This is a genomic window from Microbacterium sp. PMB16, from assembly GCF_051294855.1.
In the GTDB taxonomy this organism is placed as follows: domain Bacteria; phylum Actinomycetota; class Actinomycetes; order Actinomycetales; family Microbacteriaceae; genus Microbacterium.
Genome location: NZ_CP145908.1, coordinates 335,214 through 351,861, shown reverse-complemented (window position 1 = coordinate 351,861; position 16,648 = coordinate 335,214). Strand labels below are relative to the sequence as shown.

19 protein-coding genes are annotated in these 16,648 nt (G+C 69.1%); 13 read left to right on the top strand and 6 right to left on the bottom strand.

The window, feature by feature from the left end; all coding sequences use genetic code 11:
* Positions 1-109 precede the first annotated feature (109 nt).
* Positions 110-1,252 (top strand): sensor histidine kinase, encoded by a 1,143-nt coding sequence (locus tag V5D55_RS01860; RefSeq protein ID WP_435747082.1) that lies wholly within the window; start codon positions 110-112, stop codon positions 1,250-1,252.
* 267 nt (positions 1,253-1,519) lie between these two features.
* On the opposite strand, the gene V5D55_RS01855 is transcribed toward V5D55_RS01860, so the two are convergent.
* Positions 1,520-2,263 (bottom strand): GntR family transcriptional regulator, encoded by a 744-nt coding sequence (locus tag V5D55_RS01855; RefSeq protein ID WP_435747080.1) that lies wholly within the window; start codon positions 2,261-2,263, stop codon positions 1,520-1,522.
* A 170-nt stretch (positions 2,264-2,433) separates the two neighbouring features.
* Here V5D55_RS01855 and V5D55_RS01850 point away from each other — a divergent pair, with 170 nt between their 5' ends.
* The 6 genes from V5D55_RS01850 to V5D55_RS01825 all read left to right on the top strand — a co-directional run bounded on the left by V5D55_RS01850 (position 2,434) and on the right by V5D55_RS01825 (position 9,047).
* Positions 2,434-3,363 carry a phosphate/phosphite/phosphonate ABC transporter substrate-binding protein gene (locus tag V5D55_RS01850; protein WP_435747078.1) on the top strand — a complete coding sequence of 310 codons (930 nt, stop codon included), beginning with the start codon at positions 2,434-2,436 and terminating at the stop codon, positions 3,361-3,363.
* Positions 3,364-3,507: 144 nt separating this feature from the next.
* Complete coding sequence (phnC, locus tag V5D55_RS01845) at positions 3,508-4,335, top strand: phosphonate ABC transporter ATP-binding protein (protein WP_435747076.1); 828 nt, start codon at positions 3,508-3,510, stop codon at positions 4,333-4,335.
* The gene (gene phnE, locus V5D55_RS01840; protein WP_435747074.1) at positions 4,332-6,083 is read left to right on the top strand and encodes a phosphonate ABC transporter, permease protein PhnE; all 1,752 of its coding nucleotides are present in this window, start codon (positions 4,332-4,334) and stop codon (positions 6,081-6,083) included. The genes phnC and phnE overlap by 4 nt, the downstream gene beginning before the upstream one ends.
* Entirely contained in the window at positions 6,080-7,219 is a 1,140-nt protein-coding gene (locus V5D55_RS01835) for a TIGR03364 family FAD-dependent oxidoreductase (RefSeq protein WP_435747072.1), read from the top strand. The genes phnE and V5D55_RS01835 overlap by 4 nt, the downstream gene beginning before the upstream one ends.
* On the top strand, positions 7,216-7,944 hold the full coding sequence (locus V5D55_RS01830; protein WP_435747070.1) for an HAD family hydrolase: 729 nt from the start codon (positions 7,216-7,218) through the stop codon (positions 7,942-7,944). The genes V5D55_RS01835 and V5D55_RS01830 overlap by 4 nt, the downstream gene beginning before the upstream one ends.
* Before the next feature lie 14 nt (positions 7,945-7,958).
* Positions 7,959-9,047, top strand: a complete 1,089-nt coding sequence (locus V5D55_RS01825; RefSeq protein WP_435747068.1) for an alcohol dehydrogenase catalytic domain-containing protein — start codon at positions 7,959-7,961, stop codon at positions 9,045-9,047.
* Positions 9,048-9,162: 115 nt separating this feature from the next.
* Here the strand turns inward: V5D55_RS01825 and V5D55_RS01820 are convergent, their stop codons facing one another.
* Positions 9,163-9,666: a hypothetical protein gene (locus V5D55_RS01820; protein ID WP_435747066.1), complete on the bottom strand. Its 504-nt coding sequence runs from the start codon at positions 9,664-9,666 to the stop codon at positions 9,163-9,165.
* Between the two features lie 245 nt (positions 9,667-9,911).
* Between V5D55_RS01820 and V5D55_RS01815 the strand changes: the two genes are divergently transcribed.
* Together V5D55_RS01815 and V5D55_RS01810 are read left to right on the top strand one after the other, a co-directional pair.
* On the top strand, positions 9,912-10,253 hold the full coding sequence (locus V5D55_RS01815; protein WP_435747064.1) for an ATP-dependent DNA ligase: 342 nt from the start codon (positions 9,912-9,914) through the stop codon (positions 10,251-10,253).
* Positions 10,254-10,334: 81 nt separating this feature from the next.
* A complete protein-coding gene (locus V5D55_RS01810; RefSeq protein ID WP_435747062.1) occupies positions 10,335-11,252 on the top strand; it encodes an EamA family transporter in 918 nt (305 codons plus the stop codon).
* A gap of 69 nt (positions 11,253-11,321) precedes the next feature.
* Here V5D55_RS01810 and V5D55_RS01805 read toward each other — a convergent pair whose 3' ends face one another.
* Both V5D55_RS01805 and V5D55_RS01800 read right to left on the bottom strand, forming a co-directional pair.
* Entirely contained in the window at positions 11,322-12,080 is a 759-nt protein-coding gene (locus V5D55_RS01805; RefSeq protein WP_435747060.1) for a YidC/Oxa1 family membrane protein insertase, read from the bottom strand.
* A gap of 96 nt (positions 12,081-12,176) precedes the next feature.
* Positions 12,177-12,449, bottom strand: coding sequence for a DUF6412 domain-containing protein (locus V5D55_RS01800; RefSeq protein ID WP_435747058.1), 273 nt, complete (start codon positions 12,447-12,449; stop codon positions 12,177-12,179).
* A gap of 146 nt (positions 12,450-12,595) precedes the next feature.
* Here V5D55_RS01800 and V5D55_RS01795 point away from each other — a divergent pair, with 146 nt between their 5' ends.
* The 3 genes from V5D55_RS01795 to V5D55_RS01785 are packed head-to-tail and all read left to right on the top strand — an operon-like array spanning position 12,596 to position 14,330.
* Positions 12,596-13,642, top strand: coding sequence for an NAD(P)H-dependent flavin oxidoreductase (locus tag V5D55_RS01795; protein WP_435747056.1), 1,047 nt, complete (start codon positions 12,596-12,598; stop codon positions 13,640-13,642).
* A 38-nt stretch (positions 13,643-13,680) separates the two neighbouring features.
* Entirely contained in the window at positions 13,681-13,938 is a 258-nt protein-coding gene (locus V5D55_RS01790; protein WP_435747054.1) for a type II toxin-antitoxin system Phd/YefM family antitoxin, read from the top strand.
* Positions 13,935-14,330 (top strand): type II toxin-antitoxin system VapC family toxin, encoded by a 396-nt coding sequence (locus tag V5D55_RS01785; RefSeq protein ID WP_435747052.1) that lies wholly within the window; start codon positions 13,935-13,937, stop codon positions 14,328-14,330. Before V5D55_RS01790 ends, V5D55_RS01785 begins: the two co-directional genes overlap by 4 nt.
* 38 nt (positions 14,331-14,368) lie before the next feature.
* On the opposite strand, the gene purU is transcribed toward V5D55_RS01785, so the two are convergent.
* Complete coding sequence (gene purU, locus V5D55_RS01780; RefSeq protein ID WP_435747050.1) at positions 14,369-15,220, bottom strand: formyltetrahydrofolate deformylase; 852 nt, start codon at positions 15,218-15,220, stop codon at positions 14,369-14,371.
* An 85-nt stretch (positions 15,221-15,305) separates the two neighbouring features.
* Between purU and V5D55_RS01775 the strand changes: the two genes are divergently transcribed.
* Positions 15,306-15,794 carry a glutaminase gene (locus V5D55_RS01775; RefSeq protein ID WP_435747048.1) on the top strand — a complete coding sequence of 163 codons (489 nt, stop codon included), beginning with the start codon at positions 15,306-15,308 and terminating at the stop codon, positions 15,792-15,794.
* A 97-nt stretch (positions 15,795-15,891) separates the two neighbouring features.
* Here V5D55_RS01775 and V5D55_RS01770 read toward each other — a convergent pair whose 3' ends face one another.
* Positions 15,892-16,608: a glutamine amidotransferase-related protein gene (locus V5D55_RS01770; protein WP_435747046.1), complete on the bottom strand. Its 717-nt coding sequence runs from the start codon at positions 16,606-16,608 to the stop codon at positions 15,892-15,894.
* Positions 16,609-16,648: the final 40 nt, after the last annotated feature.

The following is a 16,648-nucleotide window of genomic DNA, read 5'->3' as shown; positions in this document are numbered from 1 at the left end:
CGACCAACGTCCAAGAAAGTGAGGTGAACGCTATGTCTTTTTGGCAGCAGGTTGGCAAGATGTTTGGTCTCTACCGCTAGAGTACCTGGCGAATAGGAGATACTGAACCATGGCCTTTGACCAGTCGGTTCGGGAAGCCCCGGATATATTCCGGCTGGCGCGCGGAGAGAAGCTCAGCAAGATCGAGCGGATGGTCGTCTTGGCGATCATCGGCGGCATCATGGCACTCGACGTCCTGAACTTGATCCTCACACCCGGCGCGAACCCGATCACCTCTCTGGTGAGCATCGCGTCCACAGCCGTATTCGCCCTGTATCTCTGGTCTCCCCTCGTAGCCACGTGCGCGCTGGGGCTCGTTTTCGCACTGTCGTTCATCTCGGATACGGAGACGCAAGTCCTGACCTCGGCCGCTTTCGCAGCGGCGCTGGTCATGCGCTTGGGGTGGACGGCACTGGTCCTCGCTTACACCGGCGTGTTCCTGGTCGCCTGCGCGATCATCGCCTCCGGCGAAGCCAACGTCCCGGTGAACGTCGGCTTCTACCTCATCTTCGCGACAGTGGCAGGGGCTGTCGGGTTCGCCCTGCGCCTGGCCTTCGCGCGAGGACGCCGCCTCGAGCGGCAGCTCGTCGAGCAGGCGGAACAGGAACGACAGGCTGTGCTTGCTGAGCGACGATGGATCGCCGGCGAGCTGCACGACAGCATCGCCCACCACCTGACGGTGGTCGGGTTGCACGTCCAGATGCTCGAAGATCCTTCGACGAGCAATGACTCACGAGAGGCGATCCGCGTCGCCGCGCGCAAAGCGATGGCGGATCTCCGTTTCGTGATCGACCTGGCCGATGACGGGCCTCGTTCCTCCGAGATGCAGACCGGCGACCTCGCCGACGCGATCGACGAGGCTCGACATGAATTCGAATCGGCCGGACACTCGGTGCGCATCGACGGTGACATCCACGACGAACGCATCCCGCGTGCCGCCGAGATCGTCCTCGCTCGCATCGTGCGCGAGTCCGCGACCAACATCCTGAAGTACGCGGGACCAGGCGAAGTCCTGGTCCGCCTCGATCTCGACGACGACTCAGCAGAACTCGTGCTGCGGAGTCCGCTCCCGACGACGCCCCGCCGCGAGCTGTCCTCCAGCCGCACGGGGCTCGGCCGGATGGCGGAGCGTGTGATCGGCGCGAGAGGCGAGTTCACTGCCGGAGAGGTCGACGGCCACTGGCAGGTGCTGGCACGCCTCCCGATCGCGTGAGAGCAGTCTCAGAGCGCGCTAGAGTGGGGGCAGACTTCGCGCGACGTTCCCGTGAATGTGGACGAAAGTCCAGTACAGGTCTCGACCTTCGACACTTCAGATGAGGTTCGCCTTCGAAATATCCTGAAGGCTCCCCAGATAAAGCGTCCCCAGCGCTGCGATCGCGAGCGCGGTCTTTCTGGCTTCTGAAACACTTGCGCGCTCGCGATCGCCTTCTGACTCCGGATCATCTTCTCCGATGCATCCGTCGACACAGCCGGTTCGGCGCTATCCGCCCACGGCTCGCATGTAGTGGCCATCGGTCGAGATGCCGGAGGCCGCGACGGTGAAGCGCACGACCTCGCTGAGATAGCGGTCCTCCGAGGCCTCGAAGATGCGCCCGTCGGCGTCGCGCGACGTCCGGTTGAGGCGCAGGATCGGCGTGCCCCGCGCAACGCGCAACAGCGCAGCATCCTGTTCATCCGCGGCGACCGCGTCGATCACATGCTGCAGGCTCACGATCGGGTGACCCACCGAAGAGAGATGCTCCGTGATCGAGACCTCGTCGAGATCGACGTCGAACAGCTTCCGTCCTGCCGCTTCCGTGTAGTTCAGGCGCTCCAGCATCGTCGGACGCCCATCGAGCAGTCGCAGCCGGACGACGCTGACGATCGTGTCGTCGGGGCGGACATCCAGCGCCGGCGCCATCTCCCCGGCGCGGCGCAGGCTCAACTCCTGCGTCTGCGCTCCGGGCGCGACGCCGAGATCCCGCGCCCAGCGGGTGAACGGTACGGACACGTCCACCGCCTGATTGGCCTTTCTCGCGACGACCCGCGCCGGACGTCCTCTGCTGGTCTCGATCAGACCTTCGGCGCGCAAAGCGGCCAGGGCATTGCGGATCGGCCCGCGCGACGTGTGCCACCGCTCGGCGAGCTCCGCCTCGGTCGGAACGTCATCGCCCGGGCGCAGAGCGCCGGCAGCGATCTGGTCGCGGAGGTCATCCGCGATCTGGGTGTACACAGCTTCGGCCACATAGGCACACTACTTGATCATGTCTTGGCCGCGGATCCCGTTACGACAGAGTTCACCCAAGAGAATGCCCGGTAAACGGGCGCTGAACTCTTTCAAGTTAGGTATATATCTCAAGCCTCCGCATGCGAGAGTCTTCCGTGGATCACCCCTCCCACCCTTGAAAGGTCCTCATGAAGCTTCGCGCTCTTCCCGCCCTCGCCGGCGTCGCGCTTCTCGCCCTCGGTCTTGCCGCCTGTTCCGGTGCAGCCGACGCCACGTCCACCCCCGGAGGCGACGAGTCGTCGTCCAACGGCGGCTTCGCGGTCGACGAGAACACCCTCGTCTTCGGCGTCGTCCCGGACTCGGTCGACACCGAGACCAACTACCAGCCGCTGATGGACTACATCGCCGACCTCACGGGCAAGACCGTGGAGTACCACGAGTCCACCGACTACGCCGCGCTCATCGAGGCTGCCGTCGCCGGAAAGGTCGACGTCGCGTCGTTCTCCGGTTTCACCTACGTCACGGCCACCAACAACGGCGCCAAGCTCACCCCGATCTCCTCCATCGTCACCGACGAGGGCCAGGAGCCGGGTTACTACTCGCAGGCGATCGTCCCCAAGGACAGCGACATCTCCAGCATCGCCGACTTCAAGGGCAAGAAGGTCTGCTTCGTCGACCCGTCGTCGACCTCCGGCTACCTCTTCCCTTCGTACAACCTGCTCGAGGCGGGCATCGACCCCAAGACCGACATCACGCCGGTGTTCGCAGGCAAGCACGACGTCAGCGTGCAGAAGACCGGTGAAGGCGTCGAGTGCGAGGCCGGATTCGCCGAGGACTCCGAGGTCGAGAAGTCGGACGCCGTGAAGGTCATCGACCAGACGATGGTCCCGGGTGCTCCGCTGGTGTTCTCCTCGACGCTGCCGGATGACGTCTCGAAGAAGCTGATCGACGGCCTCGCCGAGGTCACGATCGACGACATCATCGCGGCAGGCATCGACAGCGCCGACTCCGACTCGTTCCGCAGCGTCTTCTATGCGACCAAGCCGGTCGACGACGCGTACTACGACGTGATCCGCGACATCTGCAAGGAAACCAAAGCCGAGCAGTGCCAGGGCTGATTCCCTGACCTCCGGGAGCGCAGCGACGTCCTTCGTCTCGTCGCTGCGCTCCTCGCTCAGGACCCGGGTCGCACCTCCCGGTCCCTGAGCGAGCGAAGCGAGACGAAGGGCCATCGCAGAACGACCGATCTTCCAGGAGAAACCATGAATGCGGCATCCGATGCCCTCATCCGCCTCGAGGGCGTGACGAAGACCTTCGGGTCGACCACGGCGCTGAAGGATGCTTCGCTGCAGGTCTCCCGCGGCGAGATCGTCGTGCTGCTGGGTCTCAGCGGTTCCGGCAAGTCCACACTGCTCCGTCACCTCGACGGCCTCGAGCTCCCCACCGCCGGCTCGGTGGAGGTGCTCGGACAGCAGGTCCCCGCACTGAAGGGACGGGCGCTGCGCACACTGCGCAGCCGCGTCGGCTTCATCTTCCAGCAGTTCGAGCTGGTCCCCTCCCTCACGGTGCTCGAGAACGTGCTGACCGGTTCGCTCTCTGGGGTGCGCGGGCCGCGCCTGGGCCTGTGGGGATACTCCAAGGCGTCCAAGCTCGCGGCCCTCGGCCACCTCGACCGCGTCGGACTGCTCGACCGCGCCTACCAGCGCAGCGACACGCTCTCCGGCGGGCAGCAGCAGCGCGTCGCCATCGCCCGGGCTCTCATGCAGAAGCCCGACATCCTGCTCGCCGATGAGCCCGTGGCCTCCCTCGACCCGGAGTCGAGCGACCAGGTGATGGCGCTGATCCGCGAGATCGCCGCCGACGAGGGTCTGACCGTCGTCTGCAGCCTGCACCAGGTCGACCTCGCGATCTCGTGGGCCGACCGCATCATCGGGCTTCGCCACGGCGAGATCGTGCTCGACACTCCCACGACCGACCTCACCAAGTCCGAGGTCATGGAGATCTACGGCCGCGTCGCCACGACGACCGCCGAGATCGCCGCCGTGACCATGGAGCTGGCGGATGCCGCGACGCAGGTGGCGGCATCGTGACGGTCGTCGCCCGCCCCTCGACGAAGTCCGGCCGGCAGCGCGGCCCCGGCTCGCCCGCCGGCGGCGTCGCCGAACGCGCGCCCCGTCGTCCGGTCTCCCCGGAGCGCATCGCCGCATCGCTGACTCTCCTCGCCCTCCTGGTGGTCGGCGTCCTGGCCATCAACGAGGTCGGCATCTCGATCCCCGCGATGGTCGAGAGCTGGGGCAACGCCGAGAACTTCATGGCCCGCGTCGGCGGCCTGTCGTTCCCCGAACCCGGCGACCTCGTCTGGCTGATCGCCCTCACCGTCGGCCTCGTGCTCGTCGGAACGCTCCTCGCCGCCGTGCTATCGGTGCCGATCGCGTATCTCGCGGCGTCCAACACCACGCCCGGCAACGGCTGGCGCGCAGCCGCCCGCTTCATCGGCGTGCTCACCCGCGCCCTGCCCGACGTCGTCCTCGCGATGGCGTTCGTGCTCATGTTCTCGCTCGGAACCCTTCCCGGCATCCTCGCCATCGGCATCCACTCGATCGGCATGATCTCGAAGATGTTCGCCGACGCGATCGAGCAGGTCGACGAGGGTCCCCGCCTCGCGATCCGCGCCGCCGGCGGTTCGAAGATGCAGGAGTTCACTTCCGGCATCCTGCCCCAGGTGCTGCCCAGCTGGGTCGCCACGGTGCTGCACCGCAATGACATCAACCTGCGCGGCAGCGTGGTTCTCGGCTACGTCGGCGTCGCCGGTCTCGGTCTCGAGATGTCATACGCGTTCAAGGCGCTCAACTACGGCAAGGGCCTCGGCATCGCCCTGGTGATCTTCGTCCTCTGCGTCGTGATGGAGATCGTCTCGAGCCTGGTGCGCGGCGCGATGCTCGGTCAGCAGAAGCACACGCGCTCCTGGATCGACCGCATCCTTCACCCCCGACTCGGCAAGACCGTGGGTGCGGCCGCGGTCGGGCGCCCCGCGTGGGCCTCCAGCCCGCAGACCGCCGTGCGCCGCCCGTGGACCGCACAGCGCGTGCAGCACACGATCGCCGGCATCGTCGCCGTGCTCGTCGTGATCGGCAGCGTCGTGGTGAGTCAGATCAACTGGCTCGACTTCTTCACCTTCTGGGGCAAGCTCCCCGAGGTCGCGGCGAAGTTCTGGCCGCCGTCCTTCGGCAGCTACGACGCGAGCGCGATGTTCGAGGCGATGCGTGACACGGTCGCCATCGCATTGGCCGCCACCGTGCTCACTCTCGTGCCGTCGATCGTGCTCGGCTCGCTCGCTGCCCGCAACGTCGCGCCCAGTTCCGGCGCACGCGGCGCGGCGCGGTTCCTGCTCGTCGGCATCCGCGGCATCCCCGAACTGATCCTCGCGATCGTGCTCGTGGTGATCACGGGTCTCGGTCCGCAGGCCGGTGTCATCGCGCTGGCGATCGGCGGCATCGGATTGCTCGGCAAGCTCATCGCCGACTCGTTCGAAGAGGTCGATCGCGGGCCGGAGCGTGCCCTCCGCGCGGTGGGCGCCACGCGCCTGCAGACCTACACCTCGGCCACCGTCCCGCAGGGGATGCAGGCGCTGATCGGCCACAGCTTCTACATGCTCGACACCAACATCCGCGCGGCGACCATCCTCGGCATCGTCGGCGGCGGCGGGGTCGGCTACTACCTGCTCAACGCCAGCCAGGGCTCGCGCTACGAGACCGTGACGGCGATCGTGCTGATGATCCTCGTCACCGTGCTCGTGGTCGAAGGACTGGCGATGTGGATGCGGAAGGTGTTCCGTTGAGCGCGTCGATGAACTCGGTCGACCTCGTCGTCGTCGGCTCCGGCATCGTCGGCCTCGGCGCGGCCTACGCGGCGGTCCGTCGCGGCCTGCGCGTGATCGTCGTGGACCGGACGGATGCGCCCGCCGGCGCGACGATCCGCAACTTCGGCCACCTCTGCATCGGAGCGCAGGGCGGCGACGCACGCCGCTACGCCGACGCCTCGCGGGACCTGTGGCTGCGCCTCTCCCGCGACGCCGGCTTCTGGCTGCGCGAGTCGGGAACGCTGGTCGCAGCCCGGCATGACGACGAGATCGCCGTCCTCGAGGCGGCGGCGCGTCAGGGCGGCATCCGGATGCTGGAGGCAGAAGAGCTTCTTCGCCTCGCACCGCTTCGGCGTGACGGCCTGCTTGGCGGTGCGCACATCGAGACCGACCTGCAGACCGACCCGCGTACCGCGGCCGCCGCGATCGTCCGGCACCTGCAGGCGCGCGGCGTGGAGTTCCGGTTCCGCACCGGGGTCACAGCACTGGGCGCCGGACGCGTGGAGACCACCCGCGGTCCGATCGCCTGCGAGAACGTCGTCGTCGCCGTGAATCACGACATCGACCAGCTGCTGCCCGAGGTCGCCGAGCGCCATGGTGTCGTCCGCTGTGCGCTCGACATGATGCGTGCGGCCGTGACCTTCCGGCATCCGCTCTCAGCTCCTCTGCTCACCGGGTGGTCGCTCGTGCGCTACGGCCGCTTCGCCGACGGACCGGAGGCCATCGCGCTGCGCGAACGCCTGCATGCCGAGCGCCCCGACCTCGCCGCGCTCGACCTGAACCAGATGTACACGCAGCTCCCCGACGGCACGCTCATCATCGGCGACTCCCACGCGACGGCGACGACGCCTGCGCCGTTCCAGCCCGAGGCCGCCTTCGCCGCGTTCCTCGCCGAGGCCGAGGCGCTGTTCGACATGCCGGCCCCTCGCGTGCTCGAACGCTGGCAGGGCGTCTACGCCAAGGGCCCGCAGGAGTTCCTCATCGAACGGGGCGATGAGGGCGCGCTGGTGCTCGCCGCGACCACCGGCATCGGAATGACCACGGGTCTGGGGCTCGCCGAAGAGAATCTCACCGCCGCCTTCGGGTGGGCACCCGCAATGGAAGGAACATCATGACCACCACCACTCCTCTCGAACTCGCCCCGATCGAACTCGTCGTGCTCGACATGGCAGGAACCACGGTGCTCGACGACGGCGTCGTGGAGGAGGCATTCCACCGTGCAGCGGTACGCACCGGGGTCGCCGAGCGGATGCCGTGGGCGGAAGCCCTCGACTACGTGCGCGTGACGATGGGGCAGTCCAAGATCGACGTGTTCACGCACCTCGCCGACGGCGACGTCGTCGCGGCCGAACGCGCCACCGCCGCCTTCGAAGGCGCCTACGCCGAGATCGTCGCCGAGCAGGGCGTCACCGAGATCCCGGGCGCGGCCGACGCGATCCAGGGGTTGAAGGATGCCGGACTCACGGTCGTGCTCACCACGGGCTTCGCCCCGGTCACGCGCGACGTCCTGATCGCGGGACTCGGCTGGCAGGGTCTCGTCGACCTCGCGCTGTCGCCCGTCGACGCCGGCCGCGGCCGCCCCGCGCCCGACCTCGTGCTCACCGCGCTGATCCGTACGCAGGCCTCGTCGGTCGCAGCCGTGGCCGTCGCCGGTGACACCGTCAGCGACGTCGAGTCCGGACGCCGGGCCGGGGCCGGCTTCGTCGCCGGGGTCCTCACCGGTGCCCACGACCGCGCTGCCCTCGAGGCGGCGGGACCGGATGCCGTGCTCGACGACGTGACCGTCCTGCGCGACACGCTCGCCGCCCGCGGGCTCCTCCGCGCCGTCCCCGCCTCCTGAGACGGCGGCGTGACATGGGCACCCTGTTGATCCGTCCGCCCGGTCACCGGCGCGACGTCGCACTGCGCCCTGCCGCCACCGCGATGGTGTGGGTGGGTGAGGGGCATCCGCACGAGACGATCGCGGTGCCCGGAGTCGCGCTCGCCGACGGTGATGTGCTGGTCGCGGTCGAGATGTCGACCATCTGCGGCTCCGACGTGCACACCGTGCAGGGCCGCCGGTCCGCCCCGACCCCGCTGGTGCTCGGGCACGAGAGCGTCGGACGGGTGATCGCCACCGGCGACTCCGGAGCGCACGCGGTCGACGGCACTCCGCTGCGCATCGGCGACCGCGTGGTCTGGTCGGTGACGATCTCATGCGGCAGCTGCGACCGCTGCCTGCACGGCATGTCCCAGAAGTGCCGCACCCTCGGCAAGTACGGCCACGACCGCGTCGGCGCGCACGGCGATCTCACCGGGGCCTTCGCCACGCATGTGCAGCTCCGGGACGGCACGGCGATCGCGCGCGTACCCGAGGCGCTGTCGGCATCCGTCCTCGCACCGGCATCCTGCGCGACCGCCACCGCCTGGGCGGCCGTCGCGCGTGCCGGACGTGACCGGGACCTCGAGGGCGCTGCCGTGCGCATCCACGGTGCGGGACTCGTCGGCCTCTCGGCCGCGGCGATCGCCGCCGAGCACGGAGCCGTCGTCGAGGTGCTCGACCCGAACCCCACGCGCCGCGCCCTCGCCGGGAGGTTCGGCGCGAGCAGCCTCGACCGGGAGCCGGATGTCGTCATCGAAGCATCCGGTCACGCCGTGGGCGCCGCGATCGACGACGTGGCCGTCGGCGGAACGGTGGTGCTCGTCGGGAGCGTGTTCCCGGCCGATCCGGTGCCGTTCGACGCCGAGAGCATCGTGCGCCGCCTGGTCACCGTCGCCGGCGTACACAACTACACCGGCCAGGAGCTGGCGGAGGCCGTGGCGTTCCTCGCCGGGCGCGGGCGCGCCTATCCGTTCGCCGACGCGGTGGGCGCGGTGCGCTCCCTGCTCGACATCGATGCGGCGCTCGTCGAGGCCGCGGAACGCGACGCGCCGCTGCGGATCGGACTGGTGCCCGGCCGCTGAGCCGGCTCGCGCGGCGGGTTCGGCCGGCGGAACTTCGCAGAACAGCACGAATCTCGCAGGATCTCGCGGGAACCCCTGCGAAGTTCGCGTCATTCTGCGAACTTTCGCGGGTCGGTCAGATCCCGCGGTCGTCGGCGGATCCGGGCGATTCGCCCGCGTCGTAGTCCGGTCGTGACGGCTGCAGCGGCTGATCCGAATACTCGCCGCCCTTGCGGCCCCCGAAGGGCCGGCCGTGATCGGCGAACTCCTCGCGGGCGAAGACGAGCGTCCACGGACCGGCGGTGAACCTTGCTCCCGTGCGCAGCGTCTCGGTGGCGTCGCCGGGGTGCGTGGCATCCGCGGCCGGGTTGGCGTTCATCTCGCCCTCGCCGTGCATCGTGAGCACGTACTCGTCGCGATCGTCGTGCTCGATGGTCGCGTGCACCGGATCGGTGTCCGCGAGTCGCAGCTCGTTGCCGTCAGCAGACCCGATGCGCACGGTATCGGCCTCGAGCGGGAACTCCATCCGCTCGCCGTCGCGGGTGATGCGCAGCAGAGGGTTGCCCGCTCCGTACTCCGCATGCGTGGTCGTCGGGGTGTTGCCTTCGTCGGGACGGTCGTCGATGTGTCGTGCGTTCATGGCAGATGTCCTCCTCGAGTCGAGACCCCCAAGGTAGGCGTTCCCGACGGTCGCATCGAAGGGGGTTGACTTCCCTGCTCGCCGGTCCCTACCCGCGTCCCGGGCCCCGGATTCCATGAGTCCGGGAATGCCGCCGGGATAGAGTGAAGGCCCGTCGTGGTGCAGGATGCCCGAAGGTCATACGCTACGCACACGGGGACGAATCCGACAGGCGTCGGACCTCCGCACAGTCGAACGAGGAGAACATGGGCAAGTTCATCTACGAGGGTGGCGTGAAGACCGAGATCGAGGATCGCGCTCTCACCCATCTGCAGCTCGTCATCACGGCCAAGCTGCGACGTGGCGAGCCGTTCCCCTTCAGCTGGCGCGAAGACGCGAGCGTGGGCGGCGGTCGGACGACCGTCTGGATTCAGCCCGGCAGCTCGCTCGTGTTCAAGTACTTCGGCAGCCGCCAGCCCGCCATCAACCGCGCCTGGATCGAAGCACTCGCCTTCACCGCGAACGCGCCGAGCGGCCTGTACGTCGTTCCGGAGCCGTCGGAGACGGCAGAGCCGGGCGCAGCAGAGGTTCCGGCCGCACCGGCCTGACCGCACGCCTCTTCGGCTGATTCCGACCAGGGGACACGCCCCGACCGCGGTCAGACCACCGATCACGCCTAGGCTGGGCTGGTGAACAAGCCCGCGGCATCCGGTCCCCTCGTGGGCGTCGCACTCGTCGTCGGGTCGTGCCTGTCACTGCCCTTCGGCGCCGCCGTCGCCGCGCAGATCTTCCCAGCCCTCGGGCCCTGGGGCGTGACCTCGTTGCGCGTCGCGATCGCCGCTCTCCTGCTGGTCGTGATCGTGCGGCCGCGGCCGGGCCGATGGACGCGGAAGCAGTGGGTGGCGGCGACCCTGTTCGGGGTGTCGCTGGCGGCGATGAACGGGTTCTTCTACGCCGCGATCGACCTCATCCCGCTGGGGCCGGCGGTCGCCATCGAGTTCCTCGGACCCCTCGTGCTGGCCGCTGTGCTGACCCGACGAATCGCGGACGCCGCGTGGGTGGGCGTCGCGCTCGTCGGCATCGCACTCTTGGGGATCGACGGCATGATCGGCGCCGAGCCGCTCGATCCGCTCGGCGTGCTGTTCATCCTCATCGCGGCGGGTTTCTGGGCCATGTACATCCGGATGAGCGCCCGGGTGGGTGCACTCATCCCCGGCACCGGTGGACTGGCCATGGGACTCGTGGTGGCCGCCGTGCTGCTCCTGCCCGTCGGCGTCCCCACCGTGTCGGTCATCGCGGGCGACATGCAGCTGCTCCTCCTCGCAGCGATCACCGCTGTGCTCTCCTCGGTGATCCCGTACAGCTTCGAGCTGGCCGCCCTCCGTCGGCTGCCACAGCGGGTCTTCGGTGTGCTGCTGAGCCTCGAGCCCGCCTTCGCGACGCTCGCCGGCTGGCTCATCCTCGGACAGGACGCCACCCCACTGCGGATGCTGGCCATCGCACTCGTGATCGCGGCGAGCGTCGGCACCACGCTCGGCGTGCGTCGCGAGCGGCGCGGCGACAGCGGGTCCGGACCGTTCACCGCGCCGATCCCGCTGCCCGACTGATTCGCCTGCGTCCCGCCACGCCGCGTGCCGGTTCCTGAGCGAGGAGCGCAGCGACGAGACGAAGGGCGCTCAGACGCGTGTCGCGACCGGCAGCGGAAACCGTCGCCGCAGGATGATCCGCTGCACGAGCGTCCAGACCACCGTCACAGTGAGGTAGAGCGCGGCGGCGAGCGGCACGAAGATCGCGAACACCGCGGTCAGGTAGTGCAGCGCCGACACAACCCGCAGCATGGTCGGCGAGTTCAGCGGCGACTCATCGCCCTCCACCGACGCTGGTCGGAAGACGCGGCGCGTGACCTCTGCGACCGCGATCATCACCGCCAGCAGGGCCGCGAAGACCAGGGCGGTGGCCGGTGTCACCGTCCCGCCGAACAGCGCCGAGACGAGACTCTGACCCAGCGGAGCACCGAAGAGGTCGTGCGCGAGCAGGTCGTTCGGTTGCCCGGCGATGACCGGCCGGATGAACAGCGTGTAGAGGATGCCGATGACCGGTGCCTGCGCCAGCACCGGCAGCATCCCGGCGAATGGCGAGGTCTTCTCGTCGCGGTACAGCGCGAGGGTCTCCTTCTGCAGCCGCTCGGGGTTCTTCTTGTGGCGACGCTGCAGCTCTCGCAGCCGGGGCGCCAGGCGTGCCCTGGTCTGCTCGGCTTTCGCCTGCGAGATGCCGACGGGGATGAGCGCTGCCCGCACCAGGAGAGTGACGAGCACGACGGCGAGGGCGGCGGCGGATGCTCCGGCGAGAGGTTCGAGAAGCGAGGAGAGGCCGACCAGCGCGCCGTAGGCGGCGTTCAGCAGGGCGGCGAGGGGAGGAAAGGCAAAGGGGTCCATGAGGTGTCCGTTCGAGACGTGGGAGAAGGGGTCGGCGAAGACCGCGCAGTCCCGTGCGAACGGACGAGCCCTTCCGGGCCGTCCCCTGCCGTCGGGTTACGCGGCGGTCGCGAACCCCGGCGCCCGCGGACGCGGATGCCCCGCGGCATCCGGATCACTCTGTGCGAGAAGCGTGCCGACATCGATCGCTCGGATCGGATGCGGCTCGTCGGCGCCCAGAGCCGGGCGCACGCTCAGCACGACGGCGAGGGTGAGGGCCGTCACGGCGAGGAGGGCGACGGCGAGTCCGAGAGCCGCGGCATCCGGCATGGAGACGAGCCCGAGCGCGGTCGCGAGGATGCTCAGCATCTGCCCGAACCACTCGCCCATGTGCGCTCTCCCTCCTGCAGCGAGGGTAGCACCGGGCCTTCCCCAGTACTCGAATCGCGCAACTGGTTCCGCTCGAGGCGAAAACGGGCCCAGTTGCGCGATTCGAAACGGAGCTGCGGGCATCGACGCGGGAGTAGCGTCGAAGCATGACTGACCTGCGCGGGATGCTCGGGATCGAGCATCCGATCTTCCTCGGTCCCTATGGCGGACTCTCCTCCGTCCGGCTCACCGCCGCGGTGAGCGACGCGGGCGGCTTCGGCTCCTTCGGGCTCTACGGCTACGACGGCGACCGCATCCGCACGACCGGCGCCGAACTGCGCGCCGCGACCGACCGGCCGTTCGGCGTGAACATCTGGCTGCCGACCGGCGACGAGGTCGAACCGAACACCCAGCACATGATCTTCGCGCAGGCGCTGCAGCCCTTCTACGAGGCGGTCGGCGTCGAACTGCCCGCGCGGCCGGAGAAGTACCTGCCGTCGCTGGACGAGCAGCTGGAGGCGATCTGGGAGGTCGCGCCCGCCGTGCTCAGTGTGGTGTTCGGCGTGCCGTCGGCCGAGCTGATCGACGAGGCGCGTCGCCGCGGCATCCGAGTGGTGGGCACGGCGACCACGGTCGCCGAAGCCGTCGCGCTCGCCGAGAGCGGCGTCGATGCGATCGTCGCGACCGGTATGGAGGCCGCGGGGCACCGGGTGTCGTTCCTGCGCCCGGCCGAAGACTCGCTGGTGGGCACGTTCGCGCTGGTGCCGCAGGTCGTGGACGCCGTCGATGTCCCGGTGATCGCGGCGGGCGGCATCGCGGACCGACGGGGTGTCGCTGCGGCCCTCGCGCTCGGCGCCTCGGGCGTGCAGGTGGGAACGGCCTTCCTCGCCACCGCCGACTCGGCGACGACGGATGCGCACCGTGCGGCGATCCGGGCGACCTCCGCCGACGAGACGGTGCTCACTCGGGCGATGAGCGGGCGGCTCGCGCGCGGCGCTCGCAACCGGGCCGTGCGAGCCATCGAGGCGAGCGGGACGATCGCGCCCTTCCCGATGCAGAACTGGCTCACCGGGAAGTTCCGCACCGCCGCCAACGAACAGGGGCTCGGTGAGCTGCAGGGGCTGTGGATGGGGCAGGCATCGCCGCTCGTGCGCTACGACACCGCCGCCGAGGTGTTCGCCGAGCTCGTGGCGGGGCTGCCCGCCGAACAGTGACTGTGGGGTCTAGCCAGGAACATGGCTAGACTAGCCACATGTCCATCCACAACGTGCTCGAAGCGCGTAACAACCTCTCGCGGTTGATCGCCGACTCCCAGGCAGGCGAAGAGGTGGTGATCACGAAGCGCGGAACGCCGGTGGCGAAGATCGTCCCCATCGGCCCGGTCGATGTCGTGTACAGCGGGCGGTTGCTCGTCGAGTGGATGGAACAGGACCCCCTGCCCGAGCGACTCAAGAGGTCCGCTGCAGAACTCGATGCGCAGATCGCCGAGAGCAGAGACGCCTGGGAATGATCTATCTGGACTCCTGCATCCTGATCTACGCGCTCGAGGATCGCGGCCCGAGGGGAGACGCCGTGCGGCGCGCGCTCAAAGAGGTCGAAGTCGAAGTGGCGTCGAGTGCCCTCGCACTGCAGGAGTGTCTCGTGGGCCCGCTGCGTGAGCGAAACAGAGAACTCCGCGACCGCTACCTTGGAGCGTTCGTGCGAATGGTCAACATCGACTTGAGCACGGCGGTGTTCATCCGATCCGCCGAACTGCGCGCTGACTCCGGTCTGAAGACCCCGGATGCGCTGCATCTCGCTGCCGCTCAGCTTTCGGGTTGCACGGAACTGTGGACGAATGACCAACAATTGGTCGCAGCATCTCACGGGCTCGCCGTCGACGTCATCAGCGTCGAAGGCTGATGCGAGTCCGCCTTCTGCGCTACAGGATGACCTCTGCGTCAGAGGATGACGGTGGACTTGCCGTGCACGATGACGCGGTCCTCCGCGTGCCACTGCACGGCGCGGGCGAGCACCAGCCGCTCGACGTCGGCGCCGCGGTTCTGCAGCTCGGCGGCTGACTCGGAGTGAGTGACCCGGGTGACGTCCTGCTCGATGATGGGTCCTTCGTCGAGGTCGGCGGTGGCGTAGTGCGCGGTCGCGCCGATGAGCTTGACGCCGCGCTCCTTGGCCCGTGCATAGGGGTTCGCGCCGATGAAGGCGGGGAGGAACGAGTGGTGGATGTTGATCACCGGGGCTTCGAGCCGGGTGATGAAGTCGTCGGTGAGGATCTGCATGTAGCGGGCGAGAACGACCAGGTCGACGTTGCCCCGCAGCAGTTCCAGCTGACGCTCCTCCATCGCGGCCTTGTCGCCGGAGGGGATGTGCACGAACGGCACGCCGAACGAGCGCACGGCCGCGGCGAGGTCGGGGTGGTTCGAGACCACCATGGTGATGTCGATCTCGAGCTGCCCGCGCTGCGCGCGCCAGAGCAGCTCCATCAGGCAGTGGTCGTACTTGGAGACGAAGATCGCCACGCGCTTGCGGCGGGCGACGTCGTGCAGCGACCACTCCATGCCGAAGCGCGCGGCGACGGCGGCGATGTCGGCTTCGAGCGCGGGGCGGGCGGCGGCCAGCCCATCGAGGTGGATGACCGTGCGCTGGAAGAAGCGTCCGCCCTCCGAGTCCGTCGAGTGCTGGTCGAGCGAGATGATGTTCGCGCCGTGCTGGGAGAGCACTCCGGCCACCGCTGCGACGATGCCTGGCTGGTCGTCGCAGGCGATCAGGAGGCGGGCGGTATCGGGCTGAGACATGGAAGCTCCTCGAGGGTGTTCATCGATTCTGCCGTGGATGGGGCGGGCGGGCTAATCGCGGCGGATGGCTCGCTACGCTGAGGGCGTGGACGCGAGCGACGGCGGAGCTGTGGTGACGGCATCCGCGCTGCTCACGCAGGCCGTGCGCGACCTCGCGGGTGCGCCGAAGGAAGGGCTCGGCGAGGAGCGGGAATCGCGGTGGCGCGGGCGGCGCATCGTGCGCGTGGGCGAGGCCTGGCACCTCGGCGCGCTGCTCCTGACCGATACGCATGCGCTCGCGACCGCCGAGGTGCTGCGCGCCGCGGATCCCGGGCGTCGCGGATACACCGCGGAATCGGCACGCGCCCGAGCGGAGCGTCGCGCCGAGGCGTTGCGCGGCGGCTTCGGCGAGGGCGACGTCGTGCACGTCGGCTGGACGATGATCGACGTCTACGCGGTGGATGCCGGTAGCGCTTCCGGCCCGCTCGCCCTGGTCGACGGGGTGCCTTCCGTGCGCTGGAGCGCAGCGGGTGGGTTCATGCCGCTCGAGGCATACCTGCGCGAGCGCGTGGCCCTGCTCCGCGGCGGCGCCTGAGCCGAACTCGCCCGACCCGAGCTCAGGGTGGATCGAAAATGTCGCTGGCGGCGGCGTCGCGGATGCGTTTGTGATCCATCCCGAGCGGCACGGCGGGTCAGGCGAAGGTGTCGGCGAAGCGGCGGAGGAGGGCGGCGCCCTCGGTGACGGATGCTGACAGCACCTGCCCCTGCACCCGGTCGAACTCGTCGGGGTCGAAGTAACCGGTGGTCCGGTAGAACGTCATGCGGTCGGCGAAGTCGCGCGGCGTCGGCTCCGGATGGAATTGCGCGGCGTAGAGGTGCGTGCCCACGCGATACGCCTGCACCGGACAGGCCGCGTTCGTCGCGAGCAGCACGGCGCCGGGCGGAGTCGCCGCAGCACTCTCCTTGTGGGCTGTGAACACCGTGAGCGCCGACCCGCTGGGACCGAAGATCGGGTCGTCGGCACCCGCCGGCGTGGTGTCGATGACGGTGGCGCTGGCGGACTCCGGCAGGTCGGTCACGACCTCGCCGCCCAGCATCCGCGTCACGACTCCGATGCTGAAGCACGTGAAGAAGACGGCGATCTCGCTGGCCATCGCGGAGCGCGCGAGGGCCTCGAGGTTCGCCTCGACCCGCTGCTGCACGGCGGACTTCGACCGGTCGCTCACGTTGAACGGCGACCCGCCGACGACCACGCCCCGGTATCCACGAAGGCGCTGCGGGTCGAGCGGCTCCTGGAGCAGATCGAGGCGGTCGACCACGTCGGCGCCGAGGGCCCGACGGAACGAGGCATGCTCGGCATCCGCCGCCCCGGTCTCGGGCCGTACGCAGACGTAGAGAAGCGAGGCCATCAGGAGATTCTAACGATCGCGCGGAGGCTGAACTGCCGCC